Below are 22144 nucleotides of genomic sequence, written 5' to 3'. Positions count from 1 at the left end.
TTAGAATCAGTAGAGAACAAATTTGTTCTTTCAGCTGCAAACTAGAAAACAAAAGGATGCCTCAGTGGCATCCTTTTTTGTTGGTTTGCGTATTTTTAGATGGTCACTTCAAACACACAACTAATTATCGCTTAGGCGGTCATGATATGTGGTTGTACATCGTCGTTGTATTGATCTCGAATGGCCATAAAGCTGTCTAGGTTTTGTTTAGGCTCTTTTACTCATTAACGCATCGAATACGTCTGCCAGTTAATAGCGTATGCGCTATTGCTTAACTAAAGTGCTGTTAATGATGATCTGGACGTTAAATAACCATTTTAAAATTAAATGAAAAGATAAATAGGATAACGCACATGCTTTATGCCATCATAAAGACATAAACAAGGGCAATGGAAATAATGCCCAAGTGATTGAGCTAGAAATGGTCAGTGATGACGGTGTTCTAGAGTAAATTCAAGGCCTTTAGTTGCCTTGAAAAAGGTAATGTTATGACTGAAGAAGAAAGAATCGAACTGCAACAAAATAACCCGCTACACGGCTTAAAGCTTGAAACCATGATCACTGAATTAGTGGATCATTATGGTTGGGAAATTTTAGATGCGGCAATGCGTATGAACTGCTTTAACACTAAGCCTACAGTGGCAAGCGCAGTTAAATACCTGAAGAAAACCGAATGGGCTCGTGAGAAGGTTGAAAACTTCTACCTTTACCGTTTCAAGCGCATGCCTAAAGCATCGGACATCGAATACCAGATGCCTCCGCGTTCACGTACATTCCGCCATGGGCTAGAGCCTCGTGAGCCAATGGAACTAACGGTTGAGTCTATCCACGCTTCTCAAGCTAAAGCTGCGTCTGCATTTAAAGAGCGCCGCGGCGGTAACGGTCGTAACTTCCGTCGTTAATAAGAAGGCGTCGTTAGATAAGGCGTCGACGATTAGTACGCCTAATTAGATAAGCGAAAAACACAAAAGGAGCCTATGAGCTCCTTTTTTAATTCGTTCGATTAAACCGTAATTGGCTAAGCTTCGCGGTTCTTTCTTTGATTCTTCCAAAGATCGGTGACATAAACGATCGCACTGACCAGTAAGAATAGCGCTGACACAGAAAACAGAGCGGGCATTTTTAAGATCCACGCGAATGTGGCAGCAAGAAAAGCGACAAAGCAAATGAGTCGACTTGATGACATGACATGACCGAGTTTAGTGTTCATAACGCCTCCTAATGAAGTCTCACTTTCGACAGGAGAATTATCCTATCTTTGGCAAAATAAAGGCTAAAAAACAGTCTAAATTGTTATCAAATTTGCTAATTAAAGGACTCGTCTCACACATTTTGGCTTGGCTATTTTATAAGTAATAAAATAGCCAAATCGGTATGAGCAGGGTGGAGTCTTTTGGCTTTATCTTTTCAGTTGCAAGTCTTATTAAACCGAACGTCTAATTAGCATAGAAAAAGTAAGCGGTGATCAAAAAGCTCGCGATGATCACTGTGGTTCGAACATAGTGTTGAGGGATGCGGCGAGAGATTTTTGCTGAATAATAACCACCAACCAATGTACCCAATAATACAGCCATGCCAGACGGCCAATCAATCGAACCATTGACGATAAAAAATACGATCGCTGCGAGGGAAGCACACGCGGACACGAGCAGTTTGATGCCATTCATCACGTTGATGTTGGTGTAACCAGCCAGCGCCAAGTAGCTCAATGTCACAATGCCTAAGCCTGCATTAAAATAACCACCATAAACACACACGATCAAAAGCAATACAGCGGAAAAGAACGCCCCTGCGCTGGTGGCGTGCTTATGTTTAGCGGTTACTTTCTTTAGCCATTTGTTGAGAGTGCCACCAAAGGTAAAAAGCAGAGCGGCGAACAGTAATAACCAAGGTACGGATTGGGTAAATAGCGCTTCTGGCGTGTGTAGTAGTAAAAATGCACCAATGCCGCCGCCAATTACGCATAGCCCAACAACGAGCTTGAGTTGTTTGGTACCAGATTGAATTTCGTGGCGCAGTGCGTAAGCACCACTGATGTAACCAGCGCATGAAGCAAAGGTGTTGGTCGCGTTGGCTGCTATTGGTGGAACGCCAGCAAATAACAAAGCAGGGAAAGTGATGAAGCTGCCGCCACCCGCAATGGAGTTAAGCACACCGCCAACCACCCCTGATAAGAATAGAATCAACCAATCCATAGTTTTAGAATCCAATACGTTAACTAACTGGTTACCTTACTTGAATTTGTTATGAATATCAGCGCCATGTGTGTTGTAAAGATAGGTTTGTGAGTTTGCTACCATCTTTAACCGCTGGTTTTAATTGAGGCTTTAAATGAAAAAAGGAGCCAATGGCTCCTTTCGTTGAGGTTTAGTTGATTCGATAAAGCTTTACACTTCTACTGGCTTCGCTCTAAAACTCTTAAATAGTTTCACTAGAATCGGGCTAGACAGCACCAATACCGCCAGAATAGTGAAGGTCATCGTAATAGGGCGTTCCCATAAGAAGTTCAACTCACCATCGCTGATCATCAATGCTCGTCTTAAGTTCTCTTCCATCAAGCCGCCCAATATGAAGCCTAACAGTAATGGTGCCAATGGGAAGTTGGCTAGCCTTAATGCTATCGCAGCCATCGCTACCAGTAGCATCACAAATACGTCCATCGTGTTGAATGACACCAAGTACACGCCAGTGATTGAGAAGAAGATAATCATTGGCAGTAGAACCGTTCTAGGTACCGCTAGCAGTTTAGAGATATATGGGATCAACGGTAGGTTTAAGATAACCAGCACGATGTTGCCAAAGTACATCGAGATAATCACCGACCAAAATACGTCTGGGTGTTCAACGAACAAGCGAGGACCAGGCTGAATACCGTAGGCAATCAATGCACCAAGCATAATCGCAGTTGTACCAGAGCCCGGAATACCCAGCGTTAGTAGCGGAACGAATGAACCACTTGAAGCGGCGTTGTTTGCTGATTCAGGAGCAACAAGACCACGGATACTGCCTTTACCGAACTCTTTCTGCTTGTCTTTTGGCGCGAGGCTACGCTCCATACCGTAGCTTAGGAATGCCGCAATAGTGGCACCTGCGCCCGGTAGAACACCAGTAAAGAAACCGAGAATAGAAGATCGAATTGAAACTGGTGCCACTTCTTTGAACTCTTCTTTGGTGACCTTCATGCTACCAATATCCGACATCTTTTGGCTTTCTTCCGCGCTGGTGTCTTGCTCTGGTTTTAGAATACCCATCAAGGTTTCACCCAGTGCGAATGTTGCCATCGCTAATAATAGGAAGCTAAAGCCATCCATCAGATCCGTAAGGCCAAAAGTGAACCGTTCAACGCCAACACCTTTGTCGATACCTACAGTTGATAGCATCAAACCAAGAATAGTCATCATCCACGCTTTGATTACCTGACCTGGGCCTGCAAACGCCGCTACAGCGGACAAACCTAATAGCATCAACGCAAAGTAGTCTGAAGACTGGAAGCTCAGTGACACGCTTGCTAGAGCCGGTGCGGCAATCAAAAGCATGATTGCTGAAAGCGTACCGCCTGTGAAAGAAGAGTAAGCCGCGAGAGCAAGTGCTTTACCTGCTTGGCCTTTTTGAGCCATCGGGTAGCCGTCAAACGCGGTTACTACCGTTGAAGAACAACCCGGAGCATTGATTAAGATGGATGACGTCGAGCCACCAAATACAGCGCCGTAGTACACACCAGCCATCAAGATTAGGCCAGAAGAAGGATCTAGGCCGTATGTAATCGGGATCATCAACGCGATTGCTGAAATTGGACCGAGTCCCGGTAGCATTCCAATAAAGGTACCAACAAAACAGCCAACAATTACCATCATGATGTTCATTGGCATCACGGCGGTAGAAAGTCCTTGTAAAATTCCGTCTAACATAATGTTATCCCTACCAAAGAGTGAAGATTAAACCAGGCTCTAGGTAGATATCTAAGCCTTGAGTTAATAAAAGAAAGAACGCGATAACGAAAGGAAACGACGCGCCAAATAAGACAGCTTTGCGGCGCTCACCCAGTAGGTAAAAGCCTGCAAGTAAGAAGAAGCCGGTTGCTAAAACAAAGCCAAGATAAGTCAGTCCAACACCGTACAGAGCCATTAACACCAAGAAGCCAATAAGCAGTTTCCAGTTCAGCGGCGTAGTGTCGCATGTAACTTTTTTATCCGGCTGTCCGGTTATAAGCAGGATCAACGAAAGGCCAATGCCGATAAACGTTAGCAGGATAGGTAAGGTTCTTGCTGTGAAGGGTTCGTACTCGTCACCGGGGAACAAAGGAATCAGCGTGGTTTGGTAGCCATAGCATAAACATGCAAGCATAAAGAGCATGGCTCCGATGCGATCCTTCGAAAGCAAAGATTCCTTACTCAGAAATTTGGTTGGTAAGTCCGACATATCCAACTCCATTTGGGGTGGTATAAAAAGTAAAAAAGCCGTACATGAGCGAGTCAATGAAATGTCTGGGATCACTAACCAAAGGTAAGCGAATTACGGTACTGGTTTATCAGCCACTTGCGTTTACAACGAATCGGCAAGCGTTAGTAATACGTCTACGAATAAACAAAGGAGTTTGAAGTTAACTCATGCACGGCGAAACAAGGAAAGAGTAAGAGGGCACATAGGCCCTCTATGGTTGTTGGTTATTTCAAGAAACCAAGCTCTCGCATTAGGTCGCCCATCTGTTTTTCTTGATCTTCTAGGAAGGCGTAAAAATCTTTGTCAGCTTTGTAGTTGTCGATCCAACCGTTACGGTCACGAACCACTTGCCACTCATCGGTTTTGTACATTTTGCCAAGCGCTACATTCCACTCGTCGATTTTTGCTTGGCTTGTACCCGGTGCCGCAAAGAAACCACGCCAGTTAGCAAATACTGTCTCGTTGCCGTATTCAGTCAGTGTTGGGATGTTAGGCGCAGCGTCAAGACGCTTTGGAGCCGTCACAGCAAGCACTTTTACTTGGCCAGACTTAGACATCTCTAGTACTTCACCAAGGCCCGTTGAAAGCAGCTGTGTTTCGCCAGAAAGCAGTGCCGCCATCGCTTTACCGCCAGCATCGTAGGCAATGTAACGTACTTTCTTCGCATCAAAACCTTCGCCTTTGAACGCTGCCGCTACTACAAGGTGGTCCATGCTGCCACGAGCTGAACCGCCAGCAATCTTCACTTTACGTGGGTTGGTTTCGAACTCTTTAACGACGTCTTCCCAAGTGTCGTACTTAGAATCCGCAGGAGCGACGATTGCGCCGTAATCGGCAATGGTTGCTGCTACCGGAGTTAGGTCACGGAAAGATTGAGGGAAGATACCTGTTAGTGAACGAACAACGATAGGCGTTGAGTTCACCATTAGCGTGTCTTCTTGGCGTTGTGCTGTTTCGATTAGGTGAGCAATCGCTTTACCGCCACCGCCACCAGACAGGTTTTGGAAAGAGACATTTTCTACGATGTCTGATTTCACCAATACATCACCCGTACCACGAGCTGTCATATCCCAACCACCACCAGCGCCGCCAGGGATTAGGAAGTGGATTTTTTCTACGTCAGCAGCAAAAGTGTTGAAAGAAAAGGTTGCTGTGATGATAGAAGCCGCAAGAGTAGGTTTCAGTGCCTTGAACATGGTTCACGTTCCTTATGTAGGGGATCTCTTCAATGGAGAGAAACTTATGTTTTATTTCCAGCTACTAAACAGATGAGTAGGATATTGCTTAGTAGATGACGTTAAAGTTAACGGTGTGTTAACGAAATGTCTGTAATGCGGTGATATTGAGAATAAAGAACATTGGATTAATATTGTTCATAAAGTTCGCGGGGAGGTGGCTGTAGGATTCTTCTAGCAATAATAACTAGGTTTTTCTTGAGTTTATGTGAACAATTCTTTTGACTGTTGGTCGCTTTATACTGCTGTGTATCATTAAAGAGGGTACTTATTGCGACACAAAGAGTGATATGGAGAGGCGCTCTTTAATATATAGAATAATATGTTGCTAGGTGTGCAGTGCTACTGTAATAATATGATTATAGCTGGCACGTTACATTTCTGAGCTAGTGGTTATTCAAGGATCGAATAATGACAGACAAAAAAATTTCGTTACGATTTACTGTTGGAGGAATGTTTTTACTCGCGACATTTCTTACCGCTGTTGTTGCGGTTTCACTGCAATATTACTTCAGTAAAAAAATGGCGACTGAGAATACCCTATCAAAGTTGACGATGGTGTCCCAAGAGCTGAGTAACTATATCGGCGCGGTTGATTCTGACGCAGCCAATACCGCGCGTTTACTTTCTTCAGTGAAACGATCTATCAGTAACAAAATATCGAAAGAAGAGTCGCGTAGTATTCTTTCTGAAGCCATTAAAGATAACCCTCTCTTTTATAGTATTTACATTGGCTCATCCGATGAAAATTTCTTCCAAATTATTAACCTAGAATCTGCCCCTGTCGTTAGAGAAAAAATAGGAGCACAACAAACGGACCGTTGGGTTGTGGTTGAGATTCATAATATAGGGGAGGAGCGCGTCCGTACGACGAAATATTTTGACCAAGAGTTTACGCTAAGAAACTCAACTACGGAGCAGAGCAACTACCTTCCAACAACCAGGCCTTGGTATGTTTCTGCCAATGTTCAGTCGGTCGAAAAAACTCAGCCATATCTTTTCCAGCATTTACAAATTACCGGGCAAACTTATTCTTTAGCGTTTGATTCGAAAATCGAATCTGAAGTTCAACATGTGATTGGTATTGATATTGTGTTGTCTTCTTTAGCTAGCAAACTATCAGGTACGGCGCTTGGCTTAGCAGAAGACAGTAAGGTTGAGTCTTTCTTATATTCGAAATCGGGTAATATTATTGCGTCTAACCTCAAGGTTAACAATCAGGAATCAGAGTTTGATGTATCAACATTGATGCTATCGTCTGAGCAGCAAGCCTTGATTAACGATACCCCTCCGCTGTTAGTGTCTAATCAAAATGATTGGGGGCCGATGGACTTTTCAGTGGCGGGAAAACCAAACGGCTATGCGATAGACCTTCTTAAAATGATTGGTGAGATGACAGGGATCAGGTTTGAATTTGTTAATGGTTTCTCTTGGGGCGAGCTTGTCAGTAAGTTTCAAGAAGGAAGTATTGATGGCCTGCAATCGGTTCAACATTATAAAAATAATGGCATAGATGGCCTATACACGACTCCAATTTATGAATTGCCATTTTCTATCGTGACAAGGGTCGGCGCGAAGGTTGTCACTAATTATGCCGAGCTTGAGGGTAAAAAAGTTGCCATTTTATCTGGGTGGTCAATTATTCCTAAGTTGAGAGAGGATTTTCCGAACATTGATTTAGTTGAATTTGAAAACCTAGAGTCTGCATTTAATTCAATTGAAAGCGAAGAGAACTTTGCTTTCTTAGAAGCAGAACCCGTACTCTCGTTTGCATTAGATAGGTTTTTCCAGCCAGGCCTTGTTGTCAATGGGACTCTAGAAGATCTAAAACAGAACTACTCAAACCAATTCCATTTGGTGCTGCAGAGCAAGCATAAACAATTGCTCCCAATCATTGATCAAGCTATCAGTAAGTTAAGTGGTGAACAACTTGATGCCTTAGCGAAAAAGTGGCTGCATGATACCGGCTTTAATACGAATACGACGGTTCCTTATACTGAACTTTATGATTTGACTAAGGAAGCAACGGTTGAAGGCAGTATGGTAAGGGTAGAGTTGAATGGCGAGATCAAGCATCTCTATTTAAAGAAAATAGACACGGGCGAACACTACTCTGAGTATTTTGCGGTATTGATTCCCGAATCTGAAGTCTTCAGTACAGTCAATAAACGTCTAGCAACCTCTGTTGGTGTAACGGTGTTACTGATGAGTTTGACGTTGCCTATTGCTTGGGTTTTTGGTGCGCCGATAGTGCATCCAATTCGCCAATTAGAGGAAGAGACTCATAAGGTTAAGCTGCGTGATTATGACAACGTGACAATTCTTGATACTCGAATCAAAGAAGTGTGGGAATTATCTGTTGCTGTAAAAGAGATGGCTATGGAGATTAAACGACATGAACAGATGCAAGAGGCGTTTGTTGAGTCGTTTATCAAGCTCATCGCTCAAGCGATCGATGATAAGTCCGCTTATACGGCAGGGCATTGTAATCGTGTACCAGAACTCGGCTTGATGCTGGCTGACGCGGCGGAACAATCGCAGTCTGAGCACTTCAAAGACTTTGAGTTTAAAAATGATGACGAACGCCGTGAGTTTAGAATTGCGGCTTGGCTTCATGATTGTGGCAAGATCACGACACCGGAACACATCGTCGATAAAGGTACGAAGTTAGAAGCGAACTACAACCGAATCCACGAGGTGAGAACTCGATTTGAAGTACTTTGGCGTGATGCGGAAATCACCGCTTTGAGAAAACAACTTGATGGTACGCTATCAACGCAACTGATAGCCGATGAACTTACGGCAACGAAGCAGCAGCTACAAGATGACTTTGCCTTTATCGCTACGTCGAACGTTGGTGGTGAGTTCATGAGTGATGACAAAGTCACTCGTATTCGCTCGATTGCTGAGACGACCTGGACGCGTCACTTTGATGATCAACTTGGTCTATCACCGATAGAGGCAATGAATCGAGAGCCGAGTTCAAGTTTACCAGCCACAGAACCACTTTTGAGTGATAAGCCAGAGCACATAGTGAAAAGAGATAGGCCGTTAGAATTTGACCCGAAACATCAAATTAAAATGGATGTGCCTGAGCACTTATACAACCTAGGCGAAGTCTACAATCTGAGTATTGCACGCGGTACATTGACTGCTGAAGATAGATTTAAGATAAACGAGCACATGCTTGGCACGATTAAGATGCTTGAGAACCTGCCATTCCCGAAAGAGCTAAGTCGTGTTCCTCGCTACGCTTCAACTCACCATGAAACACTTAAAGGTACAGGGTATCCAAGGAAGCTGACTGGTGATGACCTCTCAATCCCAGAACGTATTCTGGTGATCTCTGATATTTTTGAGGCATTAACCGCTGCAGATAGGCCTTATAAGAAGGCTAAGCCAATCAGTGTTGCTGTCGACATCATGTATAAAATGGCATTGGACGAGCATCTCGATATCGAACTGTTTAGATTGTTCTTAACCAGCGGTACTCACCTGCGTTATGCAGAAGAGTATCTGAAGCCGGAACAAATTGATTTCGTTGATATCAGCAAATACCTAGATGTTACTCGTCAGATTGCTTGAGTAAAGGTGGCTTGTTAGAACGGGGTCTATGAATGAAAGGCGCACATGAGTGCGCCTTTTTTATATCTGTTTATCGGTGAGCTGGTGGATAGATACGAAGGGGGCTGCTTTTGACAAGTTTCGGCTATAAGTTGTCGACATATCGATTTCAAATGATTTTAGGGTAGATAGGGGGTTAGTGACTCTTACTCTGATTAAATCGATAAATAACAGATGGTTGAGTTGTTTGTAGTGTCCTTTTGGATTAGTTTTAATCGTCTATGAAAAATACTACCTTAGTCTAGATTGTCGACAATTGGCTTGATTGTCGACAATTCAATCGTGTATTTTATGTTCATGTTATGAAATTGTTGACAATTAAGGTTCAGCAATCAGAAGTGAGCAGCGTGAATATGAATACTGCGATAAAAGATCTCAGCTTAAATGCAAACACGAAAACACGTGTTAGCGATAAAGAGAACACTAAATCAGAAAATCTCACTGAGTATCTCGTTGAGGCGATTGTTAACGGTGAATTAGCACCGGGCAGTAAGATCTCGGAGCCTGAACTGGCTAAACGCTTTGAGGTAAGCCGAGGCCCATTACGTGAAGCGATAATGCGTGTTGAAGGGCTTGGCTTGATTGAACGCATTCCTCATGTAGGGGCTCGAGTTATTACTTTTTCGGCAGACAAACTACTCGAGTTGTACGCGGTGCGAGAGGCATTGGAAGGCATGGCGGCTCGCTTAGCAGCAAGACATATCACACAAGAAGAGCTTGTCGGGCTTGAAGGATTATTGTCGACACACTCAAAATACATCGATGAAGTCGAAGGTTCTTCTTACTTTCATCAACATGGGGATTTCGATTTCCATTACCGCATTATTAAAGCGAGTCGTAACAGCAAACTGATTTCGCTGCTGTGTGATGAGCTTTATCACCTATTACGCATGTACCGCTATCAATCGCCTAGGGCTCAGTCTCGGCCCAAAGAGGCGCTCGATGAACACAAATACATCCTACAAGCGATTCGCAACCGTGATGAAGAGCTAGCAGAAATGCTAATGCGAAGACACATCTCGGGAAGCCGATTACTTATAGAGCAACAAATTCAATCCAAAGATCTTGATTAATTGGCGACTGGTATTTGCTAGCGGTTCTTCGCTGGCGAGAGCTAAACATCAGTAGTCATAAAGATTAGAAATTAACAATTAACAGGGAGCGTCATTATGAAGTTATCAGCAGGAGCTAAGTTCCGACAAGCTGTGCAAGACAACGACCCATTGCAGATCGTCGGCACGGTCAATCCGTACTGCGCGATGATGGCAAAGAACTTGGGGCATCAGGCGATCTATTTGTCTGGCGGAGGCATCGCCAATGCGTCTTATGGGTTGCCTGATTTAGGTATCACCACATTGAACGATGTGTTGGTAGATGTTGAACGTATTACCAACGCGTGTGATCTGCCATTGCTGGTGGATATCGATACGGGATTTGGTGGCGCATTCAATATTGCACGTACGATTCGCGCTATGGAGAAGGCAGGCGCAGCAGCAATCCATATGGAAGACCAAGTGGCCCAGAAACGCTGTGGTCATCGACCAAATAAAGCGATTGTAAGTCAGCAAGAGATGGTCGATAGAGTCAAAGCGGCAACCGATGCTAGAACCGATGAAAGCTTTGTGATTATGGCACGTACGGATGCATTGGCGGTTGAAGGCATTGATAGCGCAATTGAGCGAGCGATAGCTTGTGTTGAAGCGGGCGCAGACATGATCTTCCCTGAGGCGATGAATCAACTCGATCAATACGTGAAGTTCTCGGCAGCGCTGAAATCAGCAACGGGCAAGCACGTGCCTATTCTTGCGAACATCACTGAATTTGGCCAAACACCACTCTACAGCTGTAACGAGTTAGCCCAATCAAGTGTCGACATGGTGCTTTATCCATTGAGTGCGTTCCGTGCGATGAACAAAGCGGCGGAGAATGTTTACAAACACTTGTTAGTTGAAGGTAATCAAGAAGCTTTGTTGGATTCAATGCAAACCCGTAAAGAGCTTTACGAACACCTGAATTACCACGACTACGAGAACAAGCTTGATCAGTTGTTTTCAAGCGAAGGGTAAACCGGTTTCAATTAATCAAAAATCAACTTAATCCAATAACGTGAAATGGTTAGTCGCCATATCCAGTACCGATGATAAAGATCATCGGATACATAAACAGGCAGCACCAAAGAGTGCAGGCGACTAACACAGAAAAGGAGTTCACCATGTCTGTATCTTTGAGTGATAAAGCAGCTGTCGATAAGGCTTCAACAGAAAATCTACAACAAAGCGAAAAAACAGCAAGCAACTCAGCCAGCGCACCTGCCATCGGTGGTGCTGGTCTGCGTGGCCAGAGTGCGGGAACCACGGCGCTATGTACGGTAGGCCAGTCAGGAACGGGTTTGACCTACCGTGGCTATGACATAACCGACCTTGCTAATCTTGCTCAGTTTGAAGAAGTGGCACATCTGCTATTAAGAGGCCATTTGCCCAATGAAAAAGAGCTAGACGATTACAAAACATTGTTGGTTGGTTTACGTGGTTTACCTCAACCTTTGAAAGCATTGTTGGAGCTTATTCCTGCAGACGCTCACCCAATGGATGTGATGAGAACGGGTTGTTCGATGCTAGGTAATCTAGAGCAAGAATCTGATTTTTCAGAACAATTGCCTGCGACTGAACGAATGCTCGCGCTTTTCCCTGCGATTATTTGTTACTGGTATCGCTTTAGCCATGATGGCGTGCGCATTGATACGGAAGATCAAAGCGAAGCATGTTTGGGTGGCTATTTCTTGAAGATGTTGACTGACAAAACGCCTAGTGAACTTCATAAGAAGGTGATGCACTGCTCGCTAACCCTTTACGCGGAACATGAGTTTAATGCCTCTACCTTTGCCGCTCGTGTTTGTGCGTCAACACTGTCGGATATTCATTCTTGTGTAACGGCTGCGATTGGCACACTAAGAGGCCCACTGCACGGTGGTGCGAATGAAGCGGCAATGGAAATGATCCAAGATTGGCAAACCGCCGATGAAGCCGAAACCAACATCATGCAGATGCTTGCTAACAAAGACAAAATAATGGGCTTCGGTCATGCTATTTATCGTGAAAGCGATCCTCGAAATGCCTTAATCAAGCGTTGGTCAAAAGAGCTTGCTCAAGAGGTGGGAGATGAACAGCTTTACGCCGTTTCAGAGCGTGTTGAAGCAGTCATGAAGCGTGAGAAAGGCTTGTTCTGTAATGCGGATTTCTTCCATGCCTCTGCCTATCACTTCATGGACATCCCAACCAAACTGTTCACGCCAATCTTTGTGATGAGTCGCCTTACAGGCTGGACAGCACACGTGTTCGAGCAAAGAGAAAATAATCGCATCATTCGCCCAAGTGCAGACTACACCGGGCCAGAGCATCAAGACTGGCTGCCAATCCATTTACGTTAGTTCTCTATATCGAGCCGACTTATATCTCGAGGTGACTTTTATCTTCATGTGATAAGACCTCGAGAACCAACGAATAGAATTTAACAGATAATGGTGGATGTATGTCTGATGTGAAATTTGAACCAAAGCAGTACCGTAAGCCTTTACCCGGTACCCATTTAGAATATTTCGACGCTCGTGAAGCGGTAGATGCGATATCTCCGAGCAGCTATAAAACCTTGCCTTATACGTCGAGAGTGCTGGCGGAACAATTGGTAAGACGTTGTGATCCAGCTGCACTTGAAGATAGCTTAAAACAGATCATCGAGCGTAAGAGCGACTTAGATTTTCCTTGGTATCCAGCACGTGTCGTGTGTCATGACATTTTGGGTCAAACCGCTTTAGTAGATTTAGCTGGCTTACGAGATGCGATTGCTGACCAAGGTGGAGACCCTGCCAAGGTTAATCCAGTGGTCGAAACTCAACTGATTGTTGATCACTCTTTAGCCGTGGAACATGCAGGTTTTGATAGCGAAGCCTTTGATAAAAACCGAGCGATTGAAGAGCGAAGAAACGAAGACCGTTTTCACTTTATCGAATGGTGTAAAACCGCGTTTAAAAACGTGAGTGTGATTCCCGCAGGTAACGGGATCATGCACCAGATTAACTTGGAAAAAATGTCTCCAGTCATTCAATCTAAAGAAGGCATCGCGTTTCCGGATACTTGTGTCGGCACAGACAGCCATACACCGCACGTAGATGCGCTGGGCGTTATTGCGATCGGTGTGGGCGGCTTGGAAGCTGAGACAGTGATGCTCGGTCGTCCGTCTATGATGCGATTGCCTGATATTGTAGGCGTTAAACTGACGGGTCAACGACAAGAAGGGATAACCGCAACGGATATTGTGCTTGCGATTACAGAGTTTCTTCGCAATCAGAGAGTGGTTTCCAGTTATCTAGAGTTCTTTGGTGAAGGGGCTCGTGCACTGACTATTGGCGACCGCGCCACTATATCGAATATGACACCAGAATACGGCGCGACAGCAGGTATGTTCTATATCGATGAACAGACCATACAATACCTAAAGCTGACAGGACGCGAGCCTGAACAGGTTGAGTTAGTTGAGCTATACGCTAAGCAAACTGGCTTATGGGCCGATGATTTAGATTCCGCTCAATACGAACGTGTGCTTGAGTTTGATTTGTCTAAAGTTGAGCGCAACCTTGCAGGGCCATCCAATCCACATCGTCGTTTACCAACCAGTGAGCTTGCCAAACAAGGCATCAGCCAAGCTTCTTGGAAAGAGCAACACGCTGAACAATATTCTGATGAACAAATGCCAGATGGTGCCGTGATCATTGCGGCGATTACTTCTTGTACCAATACCAGTAACCCAAGAAATGTCGTCGCCGCAGCATTGGTTGCGAAGAAGGCCAATCAGCTTGGATTAGTTCGTAAGCCATGGGTAAAAACGTCATTCGCGCCAGGCTCAAAAGTTGCCAAGCTTTATCTTGAGTCCGCCGGTTTGTTGCCTGAACTGGAAAAACTAGGCTTCGGTATCGTCGGTTATGCGTGCACAACCTGTAATGGAATGAGTGGGGCATTGGATCCTACAATCCAACAAGAGATCATCGACCGCGACCTGTACTCAACCGCTGTGTTGTCAGGGAATCGAAATTTCGATGGTCGAATCCATCCCTATGCAAAACAAGCGTTTTTAGCCTCACCGCCATTAGTGGTTGCTTATGCCTTGGCGGGTACGATTCGCTTTGATATCGAGAAAGACAGCTTAGGCACTGACAACTATGGTAAGCCAATCTACTTAAGCGATTTATGGCCGAGTGATGCAGAGATCGATGCTGTTGTCGGTGAGCATGTTAAGCCTCAGCAATTCCAACAAATCTACGTAAAAATGTTCCAGCCAGACGAGGAGCAGGTGACGACTGAACCGCTTTATGACTGGCGACCTCAAAGTACCTATATCCGAAGACCACCTTATTGGGAAGGGGCTCTTGCGGGGGAACGAAGCCTTTCAGGGATGAGACCTTTAGCGATTCTGGGGGACAACATCACCACAGATCACTTATCCCCTTCAAATGCGATTCTCGCTTCGAGCGCGGCGGGGGAATACCTCACCAAAATGGAAGTGCCGGAAGAGGACTTTAACTCTTATGCGACCCATCGAGGTGATCACTTAACCGCGCAACGAGCAACATTCGCCAACCCTAAGCTGTATAACGAAATGGTGAAGGACGTTGGAGAAGTCGTGCAAGGTTCATTGGCAAGAGTTGAACCTGAAGGTCAAGTTACGCGAATGTGGGAAGCGATTGAAACCTACATGAATCGTAAACAACCTTTGATTGTCGTGGCGGGTGCCGATTATGGACAAGGTTCATCACGTGACTGGGCAGCCAAAGGTGTGCGTCTAGCGGGTGTTGAAGTGATTGTTGCTGAAGGGTTTGAACGAATTCACAGAACCAACTTGGTTGGCATGGGCGTGTTGCCTCTGCAATTCAAAGCGGGGACCAATCGCAATACCTTAGAATTGGACGGTACCGAGCTTTACGACGTGTACGGCGACATTGAAGCAGGTTCAGACTTGGCTTTAGTGATCACTCGTAAAAGCGGTGAAAAGCTTGATGTGCCAGTAACCTGTCGATTAGATACCGCAGATGAAGTGAATGTGTATAGCGCTGGTGGTGTGTTGCAGCGTTTTGCCAAAGACTTTCTTTCACAGTAGGAGCTAGTTATGAACATCAAACAGATAAAAGTACCTGCTACCTACATGCGGGGCGGAACAAGCAAAGGCGTTTTTTTCAACTTAAGTGACTTACCTGAAGCTGCGCAAGTTGCCGGAGAAGCTCGAGACGCATTACTTCTGCGCGTGATTGGTAGTCCAGATCCTTATGGCAAACAAACCGATGGTATGGGTGGTGCAACATCCAGTACCAGTAAAACCGTGATTGTTTCGAAAAGTAGTAAAGCCGATCACGATGTTGACTACCTATTCGGCCAAGTTGCCATTGATAAGCCGTTTGTGGACTGGAGTGGTAACTGCGGCAATCTGTCTGCTGCAGTGGGCCCATTTGCTATTCATAGTGGCCTAGTCGACTCGAATCGTATTCCAGAAAACGGTGTGGTCGAGGTGCGAGTATGGCAAGTGAACATAGAGAAAACCATTATTGTTCATGTACCTATCGCTGGTGGCGAAGTTCAAGAGTTAGGTGATTTTGAACTCGACGGTGTGACTTTCCCCGCCGCTGAGATCCAAGTTGATTTCCTAGACCCCGCCGATGCGAGTGGCTCTATGTTCCCAACAGGGAATGTTGTCGATTTTTTAGATGTTCCCGATCTGGGTTGCATCAAAGCGACATACATTAATGCTGGGATACCCACCATTTTTGTTGATGCTGAATCGGTTGGCTACCAAGGCACTGAACTTCAATCAGATATCAATAGTGATACCAAAGCCTTGGCTCTGTTTGAATCCATACGAGCGCATGGTGCAGTAGCAATGGGTCTTATTGATTCTTTAGAACAAGCTGAATCACGTCAACATACACCTAAAGTCGCGTTTGTTGCTAAGCCTCAAGCGTACCAAGCTTCCAGTGGTAAATCGGTTGCTGTCGAAGATACTGACCTTCTGGTGCGTGCTTTGTCTATGGGGCAACTTCATCACGCTATGATGGGTACGGCTGCGGTCGCCATTGCTTCAGCGGCCAGTGTTCCGGGTACGTTAGTTAACTTGGCAGTCGGTGAGGGTTCCCGAGATTTTGTGACTTTTGGTCATCCATCAGGAACCTTAAAAGTGGGTGCGAAAGCGCTGCAGGCCGAAAGTGGGTGGAAAATAGAGAGGGCGATTATGAGTCGTAGTGCCCGAGTGATCATGGAAGGTGCCATTCGTGTGCCTTTTCCCAAGTAAAGCGATTGTCGTGAACGGTTAAATGTTCACGAATACAACGCTGAGAAAAGAGTGCACCCAAGTGAAACTGTTAAAAGCTAGTCGCTTGGACTAATGGATAAATCATGGAGGAGGCACTATGTCTGCTACGAATCGAATGACTAGAAAAACAGATTACATCACCGAGTATCAATGGGCGAGGGAAGACCCAAATTCGTTTTGGGAAACACAATCACAAGCGATAGATTGGTTTGAACCACCAAAAACGATATTACAAACTGACGATAACGGAATTGAGCGTTGGTTTCCTGATGGGGTGATGAACACCTGCTGGCTCGCGCTGGATTATCATTGTGAAAATGGGCGAGGTGACAATACCGCACTGATTTACGACTCTCCAGTTACAGGAACTCAATCCTCGTACACTTACAATCAATTGCGTAACCAAGTGGCTAAAGTCGCTGGTATGTTAGCCACGCAAGGCGTTACCAAAGGTGATCGTGTGGTGATCTACATGCCAATGATTCCTGAAGCGGCGATGGCAATGTTGGCCTGTGCACGACTAGGTGCGGTGCATTCGGTGGTGTTTGGTGGTTTTGCCCCTCATGAGCTTGCCGTTCGAATTGAAGATGCCGAGCCCAAGGTGTTGATTACTGCATCCTGCGGTGTCGAGATAAATAAAGTCCTGCCATATAAGCCGATGGTCGATCGCGCGATCATGGACAGCCGATGGAAGCCTGAGAAAGTGGTGGTATTCCAAAGAGAGCAGTCTCTAGCCGAATTGAACAACGAACGTGATGTACTTTGGCAGCAAGCTGTTGAGGATGCTTTGCCTCACGTATGTGTGCCTGTTCTAGCGACTGACCCACTATATATCTTGTATACATCAGGGACGACGGGTAAGCCAAAAGGCGTGGTGCGCGATAATGGTGGTCATGCGGTCGCGATGAAATACTCGATGAGCACTATCTACGATATGCCGCAAGATGGTGTGTTTTGGGCGGCTTCTGATGTCGGCTGGGTAGTGGGGCATTCATATATTGTGTATGCGCCATTGATTCATGGTTGCACAACCATCTTGTTTGAAGGAAAGCCAGTTAGAACGCCAGATCCGGGGGCATTCTGGCGTGTGTGTGAAGAGTACAACGTCGATGTGTTATTTTCTGCGCCAACGGCATTTAGAGCTATCAAGAAAGAAGATCCTGAAGGCGAGTTACTCACCAAGTATGACTTATCATCGCTCAAGTCGATTTTTATGGCGGGAGAGCGTTTGGACCCGCCAACATTGGATTGGGTTGAGTCTCATACCAATAAACCGGTTATTGACCACTGGTGGCAAACCGAAACGGGTTGGGCTATTTCTGCCAATCCGACAGGGCTGGAATCTTTGCCAGTGAAAGCAGGTTCTTCAACTAAGCCTGTGCCCGGTTACCAAGTCGAGATTCTTAATGAATTGGGTGAAACGGCACAGCCTAATCAGCAAGGCTTTGTTGCACTCAAACGTCCACTACCACCCGGTTGTCTGCCAACGGTTTGGCGTAATCATGATCGATTTGAATCTGGCTATCTGAGCCAATTCCCAGGCTATTATGTTTCTGGGGACGGTGGCTATCTCGATGAAGATGGGTATCTATTTATTATGGGCCGTATCGACGATGTGATAAACGTAGCGGGACACCGTCTGTCGACTGGAGAAATGGAAGAGATCGTGGGTGGTCACCCAGCCATTGCAGAATGTGCGGTAGTCGGGATTCACGATGACTTGAAAGGACAACTTCCTTTAGGTCTAGTTGTGTTAAAAGATGGCGTAAAAGTCGATGGCATTGAGTTGCAAAGGGAATTGGTTGGCAAGGTTCGTAATGAGATCGGCGCGGTAGCTTGTTTTAAGCAAGCCTTGGTTGTTGAGAGGTTACCTAAGACACGCTCAGGTAAGATCTTACGTAGAACGATCCGGCAGATCGCAGAAGGTGAACAATATGTGGTGCCTTCAACTATTGACGACCCTACCAGCTTAACTGAAATTGCTGAAAAGCTCGGCAAATAGACGTCGCAGTTTAGGTAATCTCACCTTCGGCTTGTTGATTTATACATAATCCGGCGTGATGGTTTACCTAAACTCTACTTTATTCATCCGCTTATCCATTGCGTTTACTATGACCTCATTATGAATCCCACATATTGAGGTCTTTTTATGCGAGCTTACTTTTTGTTGATTGCTTTATTGGTCAGTGGTGCTGCTAGTGCCAGTATTTCAAAGGATGAAGCGAGTAGAGCGTTGTTAGAACCTTTGAGTTATCCCAAGGTATTTAAATGTGTATCAAAGACTGGCGTCGATCTCTATCAAGCGGTTTTTGATATTGGTGTGGGATATGAAGCCGACCCTATTAACTCGAAGATGATCGTTAATTCAAGGAAAGGCCGCTACGAATATCAAATCTTAGGCGCAGTAAGGTCTGAAAGAGCTGGTGAAATTGTCGTGTTAACTCGCCATGTGGGAGACGGTGTTAAAGTTGCGGCTATGATTGATGACGAAAATGGCAAGATACTGGGGATCGGCGATAAAAATCATTATCGAGATTGTGGTGTTAGGCCACCACCTAGCGTAGCAAACATGCAAAACTTTTGGTCTAAAGGCTAAGAGATATGTGAAAGGCAAGAATTATAGAGAAAGCGCGATTGAGGCGACCTTATTGGTCGCCTTTTTTGTTGGTGAGGATAAAGCGAGCTCAAAGCTATATATCATTAATCAGTTATGCGATGGCTGAATAATACATAGCTGAACATGATGTATCGTCTAAACGTGGCTTTATTTATCTCATTAACGGCTCTGCTTAAGATGGTTCTACTCAAAACGAAGAACTAAGCGAGACTCCTATGAAATTCACTAAACCTTTTCTTTTAGCGACACTGATTGTGACTCTTTCTGGTTGCGCATCACCAGCAATGGATAACGAAAATGAGAATGCCGCACGTAATCGTGGTGCGGTAGGTGGTGCTTTATTAGGAGCAACAGCCGGCGCTCTAACTGGAGATGCGAGTTTAGCCGTTAAGGGCGCTGCATTAGGTGGTGTGACCGGTGGTGTTGCGGGTTCAATGAAAGATACGGACGATGCAAGAAACGCACAACGAACCCAAGTTACTGCTGATGGTCTAGCGCAAGACAATCGCACTGATGCAGAAAAGCGAGTTGCGGAAGTAGAGGCGGAAATTAAGCTTATTGAACTGGAACAACAGCTTGCTGATCTCAAAGAAGAGAAAGAAGATAACGGTGCATAAAGCTGAAGCTACAGCAAAAGCCACAGCAAAAACCATAGCTTCGATATTCGTTTAATTCAAAATCATTCAAACAGAATGGCCACGTAATGTGGCCGTTTTTGTATCTAAAATACACACTTCAAACAATGAATTAATTCAATAACTTGTATAGATACTCACGCCAAGTAAACTAGACTCAGTTTAGATATTAATTTGGTTTGAGAAGCGCAATAGTCATGAATGTCACCTTAAGGGCCGCAAAGCACGCGGATTTGGAACAACTTAACGAGTTAATGTTCGATCTCCACCATCACCACCACCTTGCTAGCCCAGAGCACTTTAAAACGGCAGAAGAGATTGAGCAGGAAAAAAGCATTGCACGATACTTGGATGACCCTGAATGTTTGGTTTATGTGGCATTAAAAGGTGAGCTCATTGTTGGCTTTATCTCTGGGCATTTTTGTGAGCTTATCTCAACGGTCAGCAAACCAGTGCCGATGGGAAGTGTCGATGAACTGTTTGTCTTGCCTGATTATCGAAAAGAATCGATTGCTGAAAAGTTGTTTAACAAAGTTGAAAGTACTTTTGATGATTATGGGGTTGAACAAGTCTTTGTAGAAGTTTGGGACTTTAATTCACCTGCCAAGGACTTCTATCAAAAAATGGGGTTCACACCTCACATTCAATGGATGAGGAAGGCTTTGCACAAAACGTAGACAGCGATTTTGTGTGGCTTTGATTACAATAGTTCAACTGCAACAGCAGTCTTAAATTTCTTCTATTATTCTTTAGGTAAACTCGTTGGTTATTCGATATCTATTAGTTTTCATACTGTCTCTTTTGAGTACTACTTCCGCTTGGGCAAATAACACTTTGCCCGATCATATCGCGGGCGCCTTGTGTGTAGTACGGGCTGATAACCAAATCGTGTTGGTTGATGAGTTGATCACCGGTCAATTGTCTCTGCCGGGAGGCACTGTGGTTTCTGGTGAGCCGCCAGCAGTCGCGGTGCAACGTGAAACGTGGGAAGAGGCGGGTTTGTCAGTAACGGTCGGTGATGTACTGGGTTATACCGACAGTGCCGTCGTGTTTGATTGTATTTCTGACTCGGAAGTGATCAGCTACAAAGCTCGAAATGAGTTAGGAGGCTTTGAGCTGCCGATTTGGTTTGCTCCTCATTACGGCGTGGAAGTCAGCCGAGCGATGTTACTTCCTCCCACTGAATTGCAAGATCACCAATACCGCTACCCAGAACAGTGGTCTGAGATTAACGAGCTGTTTTTATCTGCGACAGATCAACCGGTGACGTATGTGACTGAGCTGGTGGGCGCGGCACCCAAAGTCCATCAAGTTGAATTAAATTGGATTGTGTCACTTCGAAACACGTTCGATAAGATGCCAAGCGTATTTGCGAATACTGTGCTTTTGACTGACTTGTTGGCCAAGCCATGGGTCTTCATTGTGATATTGCCGTTAATTGCTTGGTACTTTGGCCGTAACTTCGCGTTGAAGTTTTGCTTCACTTTGATCTCGGTGACACTACTTACTTTAATCGCGCACCAAGGTTTTGGTTTTCCACGTCCACACGCTTACATGCCAACATTGAAACTGGTGATGAGCAGTGGGTATAGTTTTCCAAGTCTGTTGGCTGCCTTGTGGGTCAGTTTAACCTTGTTAGTCTTTTGGAAACTAAAGCGCCTCTTGGAGCAAAAAGCCATTCTGGTAGTGCTCGCTGGCCTGCTGTGGATCATGCTATTTAAGTCTTATTCAGGTAGTGCGTTTTTTAGTGATGTATTAATGGGTGGCGTATTAGGCGCTTTAACGACGTGGCATATCGTGAGATTAGACGCGAAACCGGATGTTGATATTAGCGCCTTATTGAGTTCTAAAGGTGTTTGGTGGGCATTGTGCTTACTGTCGATTGTTCTGACGGTGATATGGCCACTGCCAACATTCTCATTCTGGGTGGCGATTTTGATGACGATTGCATGCCTAGTGACGTTAACAGACTCGAAACCTTTGGTTGGTCAGTTCTCATTCAAGATCGTTCTTGGAGTGATGGCGATGTTGTTAGCGGGAAATCTGCTGATTAGCTGGGCTGGAAGCTTTGTCTCTTTCAGCGGTATTGCTTCATTTATTGTTGAAACGTTACGTTTCCCAATCTTGATTCTGTTTGGTGTGGTGGCATTTCGTCTGCCATGGAAAAGAGAGTAAGCGACTCGACTAACACAAAATCAAAAAGGCTGTGCAGTGCACAGCCTTTGTCATTGTGCGCCGAGCAT

The 22144-nt window shown here is 45.1% G+C and carries 17 protein-coding genes and 1 pseudogene; 12 read left to right on the top strand and 6 right to left on the bottom strand.

What is annotated here, in order from left to right:
- Positions 1–131: 131 nt before the first annotated feature.
- A pseudogene (locus AB4517_RS08245) lies at positions 132–209 on the bottom strand (response regulator); the annotation flags it as partial.
- Between the two features lie 279 nt (positions 210–488).
- On the opposite strand from AB4517_RS08245, the gene AB4517_RS08240 reads away from it, so the two are divergent.
- Positions 489–902: a VF530 family DNA-binding protein gene (locus AB4517_RS08240; RefSeq protein WP_010438513.1), complete on the top strand. Its 414-nt coding sequence runs from the start codon at positions 489–491 to the stop codon at positions 900–902.
- A 116-nt stretch (positions 903–1018) separates the two neighbouring features.
- Here the strand turns inward: AB4517_RS08240 and AB4517_RS08235 are convergent, their stop codons facing one another.
- From AB4517_RS08235 to AB4517_RS08215, 5 genes are all read right to left on the bottom strand, one after another.
- Positions 1019–1210: a hypothetical protein gene (locus AB4517_RS08235; protein ID WP_017059711.1), complete on the bottom strand. Its 192-nt coding sequence runs from the start codon at positions 1208–1210 to the stop codon at positions 1019–1021.
- Between the two features lie 226 nt (positions 1211–1436).
- Positions 1437–2195, bottom strand: coding sequence for a sulfite exporter TauE/SafE family protein (locus AB4517_RS08230; protein ID WP_102333369.1), 759 nt, complete (start codon positions 2193–2195; stop codon positions 1437–1439).
- 192 nt (positions 2196–2387) lie between these two features.
- The gene (locus AB4517_RS08225; RefSeq protein WP_012603793.1) at positions 2388–3908 is read right to left on the bottom strand and encodes a tripartite tricarboxylate transporter permease; all 1521 of its coding nucleotides are present in this window, start codon (positions 3906–3908) and stop codon (positions 2388–2390) included.
- Positions 3909–3918: 10 nt separating this feature from the next.
- Positions 3919–4419 carry a tripartite tricarboxylate transporter TctB family protein gene (locus AB4517_RS08220; RefSeq protein ID WP_372148185.1) on the bottom strand — a complete coding sequence of 167 codons (501 nt, stop codon included), beginning with the start codon at positions 4417–4419 and terminating at the stop codon, positions 3919–3921.
- Between the two features lie 245 nt (positions 4420–4664).
- On the bottom strand, positions 4665–5636 hold the full coding sequence (locus tag AB4517_RS08215; RefSeq protein ID WP_372148184.1) for a tripartite tricarboxylate transporter substrate binding protein: 972 nt from the start codon (positions 5634–5636) through the stop codon (positions 4665–4667).
- Between the two features lie 450 nt (positions 5637–6086).
- On the opposite strand from AB4517_RS08215, the gene AB4517_RS08210 reads away from it, so the two are divergent.
- The 11 genes from AB4517_RS08210 to AB4517_RS08160 all read left to right on the top strand — a co-directional run bounded on the left by AB4517_RS08210 (position 6087) and on the right by AB4517_RS08160 (position 22076).
- A complete protein-coding gene (locus AB4517_RS08210; protein ID WP_372148183.1) occupies positions 6087–9260 on the top strand; it encodes an HD domain-containing phosphohydrolase in 3174 nt (1057 codons plus the stop codon).
- A gap of 392 nt (positions 9261–9652) precedes the next feature.
- A complete protein-coding gene (locus tag AB4517_RS08205) occupies positions 9653–10372 on the top strand; it encodes a GntR family transcriptional regulator (RefSeq protein ID WP_029236525.1) in 720 nt (239 codons plus the stop codon).
- 96 nt (positions 10373–10468) lie between these two features.
- Positions 10469–11365 carry a methylisocitrate lyase gene (gene prpB / locus AB4517_RS08200; protein WP_017062292.1) on the top strand — a complete coding sequence of 299 codons (897 nt, stop codon included), beginning with the start codon at positions 10469–10471 and terminating at the stop codon, positions 11363–11365.
- A gap of 146 nt (positions 11366–11511) precedes the next feature.
- Positions 11512–12726, top strand: coding sequence for a 2-methylcitrate synthase (gene prpC, locus AB4517_RS08195; protein ID WP_372148182.1), 1215 nt, complete (start codon positions 11512–11514; stop codon positions 12724–12726).
- 101 nt (positions 12727–12827) lie between these two features.
- The gene (acnD, locus tag AB4517_RS08190) at positions 12828–15446 is read left to right on the top strand and encodes a Fe/S-dependent 2-methylisocitrate dehydratase AcnD (protein ID WP_372148181.1); all 2619 of its coding nucleotides are present in this window, start codon (positions 12828–12830) and stop codon (positions 15444–15446) included.
- Positions 15447–15455: 9 nt separating this feature from the next.
- Positions 15456–16628, top strand: coding sequence for a 2-methylaconitate cis-trans isomerase PrpF (gene prpF, locus AB4517_RS08185; protein ID WP_372148180.1), 1173 nt, complete (start codon positions 15456–15458; stop codon positions 16626–16628).
- A gap of 118 nt (positions 16629–16746) precedes the next feature.
- Entirely contained in the window at positions 16747–18651 is a 1905-nt protein-coding gene (locus AB4517_RS08180) for a propionyl-CoA synthetase (RefSeq protein ID WP_017063816.1), read from the top strand.
- Positions 18652–18798: 147 nt separating this feature from the next.
- Complete coding sequence (locus AB4517_RS08175; RefSeq protein ID WP_372148179.1) at positions 18799–19245, top strand: hypothetical protein; 447 nt, start codon at positions 18799–18801, stop codon at positions 19243–19245.
- A gap of 236 nt (positions 19246–19481) precedes the next feature.
- Positions 19482–19883, top strand: a complete 402-nt coding sequence (locus AB4517_RS08170) for a glycine zipper domain-containing protein (RefSeq protein ID WP_017062298.1) — start codon at positions 19482–19484, stop codon at positions 19881–19883.
- Positions 19884–20098: 215 nt separating this feature from the next.
- Positions 20099–20578: a GNAT family N-acetyltransferase gene (locus AB4517_RS08165; protein WP_009846623.1), complete on the top strand. Its 480-nt coding sequence runs from the start codon at positions 20099–20101 to the stop codon at positions 20576–20578.
- A gap of 85 nt (positions 20579–20663) precedes the next feature.
- Complete coding sequence (locus AB4517_RS08160; RefSeq protein ID WP_372148178.1) at positions 20664–22076, top strand: NUDIX domain-containing protein; 1413 nt, start codon at positions 20664–20666, stop codon at positions 22074–22076.
- Positions 22077–22144: the final 68 nt, after the last annotated feature.

This window comes from Vibrio sp. 10N.222.52.C3 (assembly GCF_041474195.1).
Taxonomy (GTDB): Bacteria; Pseudomonadota; Gammaproteobacteria; order Enterobacterales; family Vibrionaceae; genus Vibrio; species Vibrio crassostreae_C.
The sequence above is the reverse complement of the archived record's forward strand: the minus strand, read 5'-3'. Positions and strand labels throughout refer to the sequence as shown.

Bases quoted from the DNA above. Each gene is read 5' to 3' on its own strand.
- AB4517_RS08240 (WP_010438513.1), top strand. From the start codon at position 489: ATGACTGAAGAAGAAAGAATCGAACTGCAACAAAATAACCCGCTACAC.
- AB4517_RS08235 (WP_017059711.1), bottom strand. From the start codon at position 1,210: ATGAACACTAAACTCGGTCATGTCATGTCATCAAGTCGACTCATTTGC.
- AB4517_RS08230 (WP_102333369.1), bottom strand. From the start codon at position 2,195: ATGGATTGGTTGATTCTATTCTTATCAGGGGTGGTTGGCGGTGTGCTT.
- AB4517_RS08225 (WP_012603793.1), bottom strand. From the start codon at position 3,908: ATGTTAGACGGAATTTTACAAGGACTTTCTACCGCCGTGATGCCAATG.
- AB4517_RS08220 (WP_372148185.1), bottom strand. From the start codon at position 4,419: ATGTCGGACTTACCAACCAAATTTCTGAGTAAGGAATCTTTGCTTTCG.
- AB4517_RS08215 (WP_372148184.1), bottom strand. From the start codon at position 5,636: ATGTTCAAGGCACTGAAACCTACTCTTGCGGCTTCTATCATCACAGCA.
- AB4517_RS08210 (WP_372148183.1), top strand. From the start codon at position 6,087: ATGACAGACAAAAAAATTTCGTTACGATTTACTGTTGGAGGAATGTTT.
- AB4517_RS08205 (WP_029236525.1), top strand. From the start codon at position 9,653: ATGAATACTGCGATAAAAGATCTCAGCTTAAATGCAAACACGAAAACA.
- prpB (WP_017062292.1), top strand. From the start codon at position 10,469: ATGAAGTTATCAGCAGGAGCTAAGTTCCGACAAGCTGTGCAAGACAAC.
- prpC (WP_372148182.1), top strand. From the start codon at position 11,512: ATGTCTGTATCTTTGAGTGATAAAGCAGCTGTCGATAAGGCTTCAACA.
- acnD (WP_372148181.1), top strand. From the start codon at position 12,828: ATGTCTGATGTGAAATTTGAACCAAAGCAGTACCGTAAGCCTTTACCC.
- prpF (WP_372148180.1), top strand. From the start codon at position 15,456: ATGAACATCAAACAGATAAAAGTACCTGCTACCTACATGCGGGGCGGA.
- AB4517_RS08180 (WP_017063816.1), top strand. From the start codon at position 16,747: ATGTCTGCTACGAATCGAATGACTAGAAAAACAGATTACATCACCGAG.
- AB4517_RS08175 (WP_372148179.1), top strand. From the start codon at position 18,799: ATGCGAGCTTACTTTTTGTTGATTGCTTTATTGGTCAGTGGTGCTGCT.
- AB4517_RS08170 (WP_017062298.1), top strand. From the start codon at position 19,482: ATGAAATTCACTAAACCTTTTCTTTTAGCGACACTGATTGTGACTCTT.
- AB4517_RS08165 (WP_009846623.1), top strand. From the start codon at position 20,099: ATGAATGTCACCTTAAGGGCCGCAAAGCACGCGGATTTGGAACAACTT.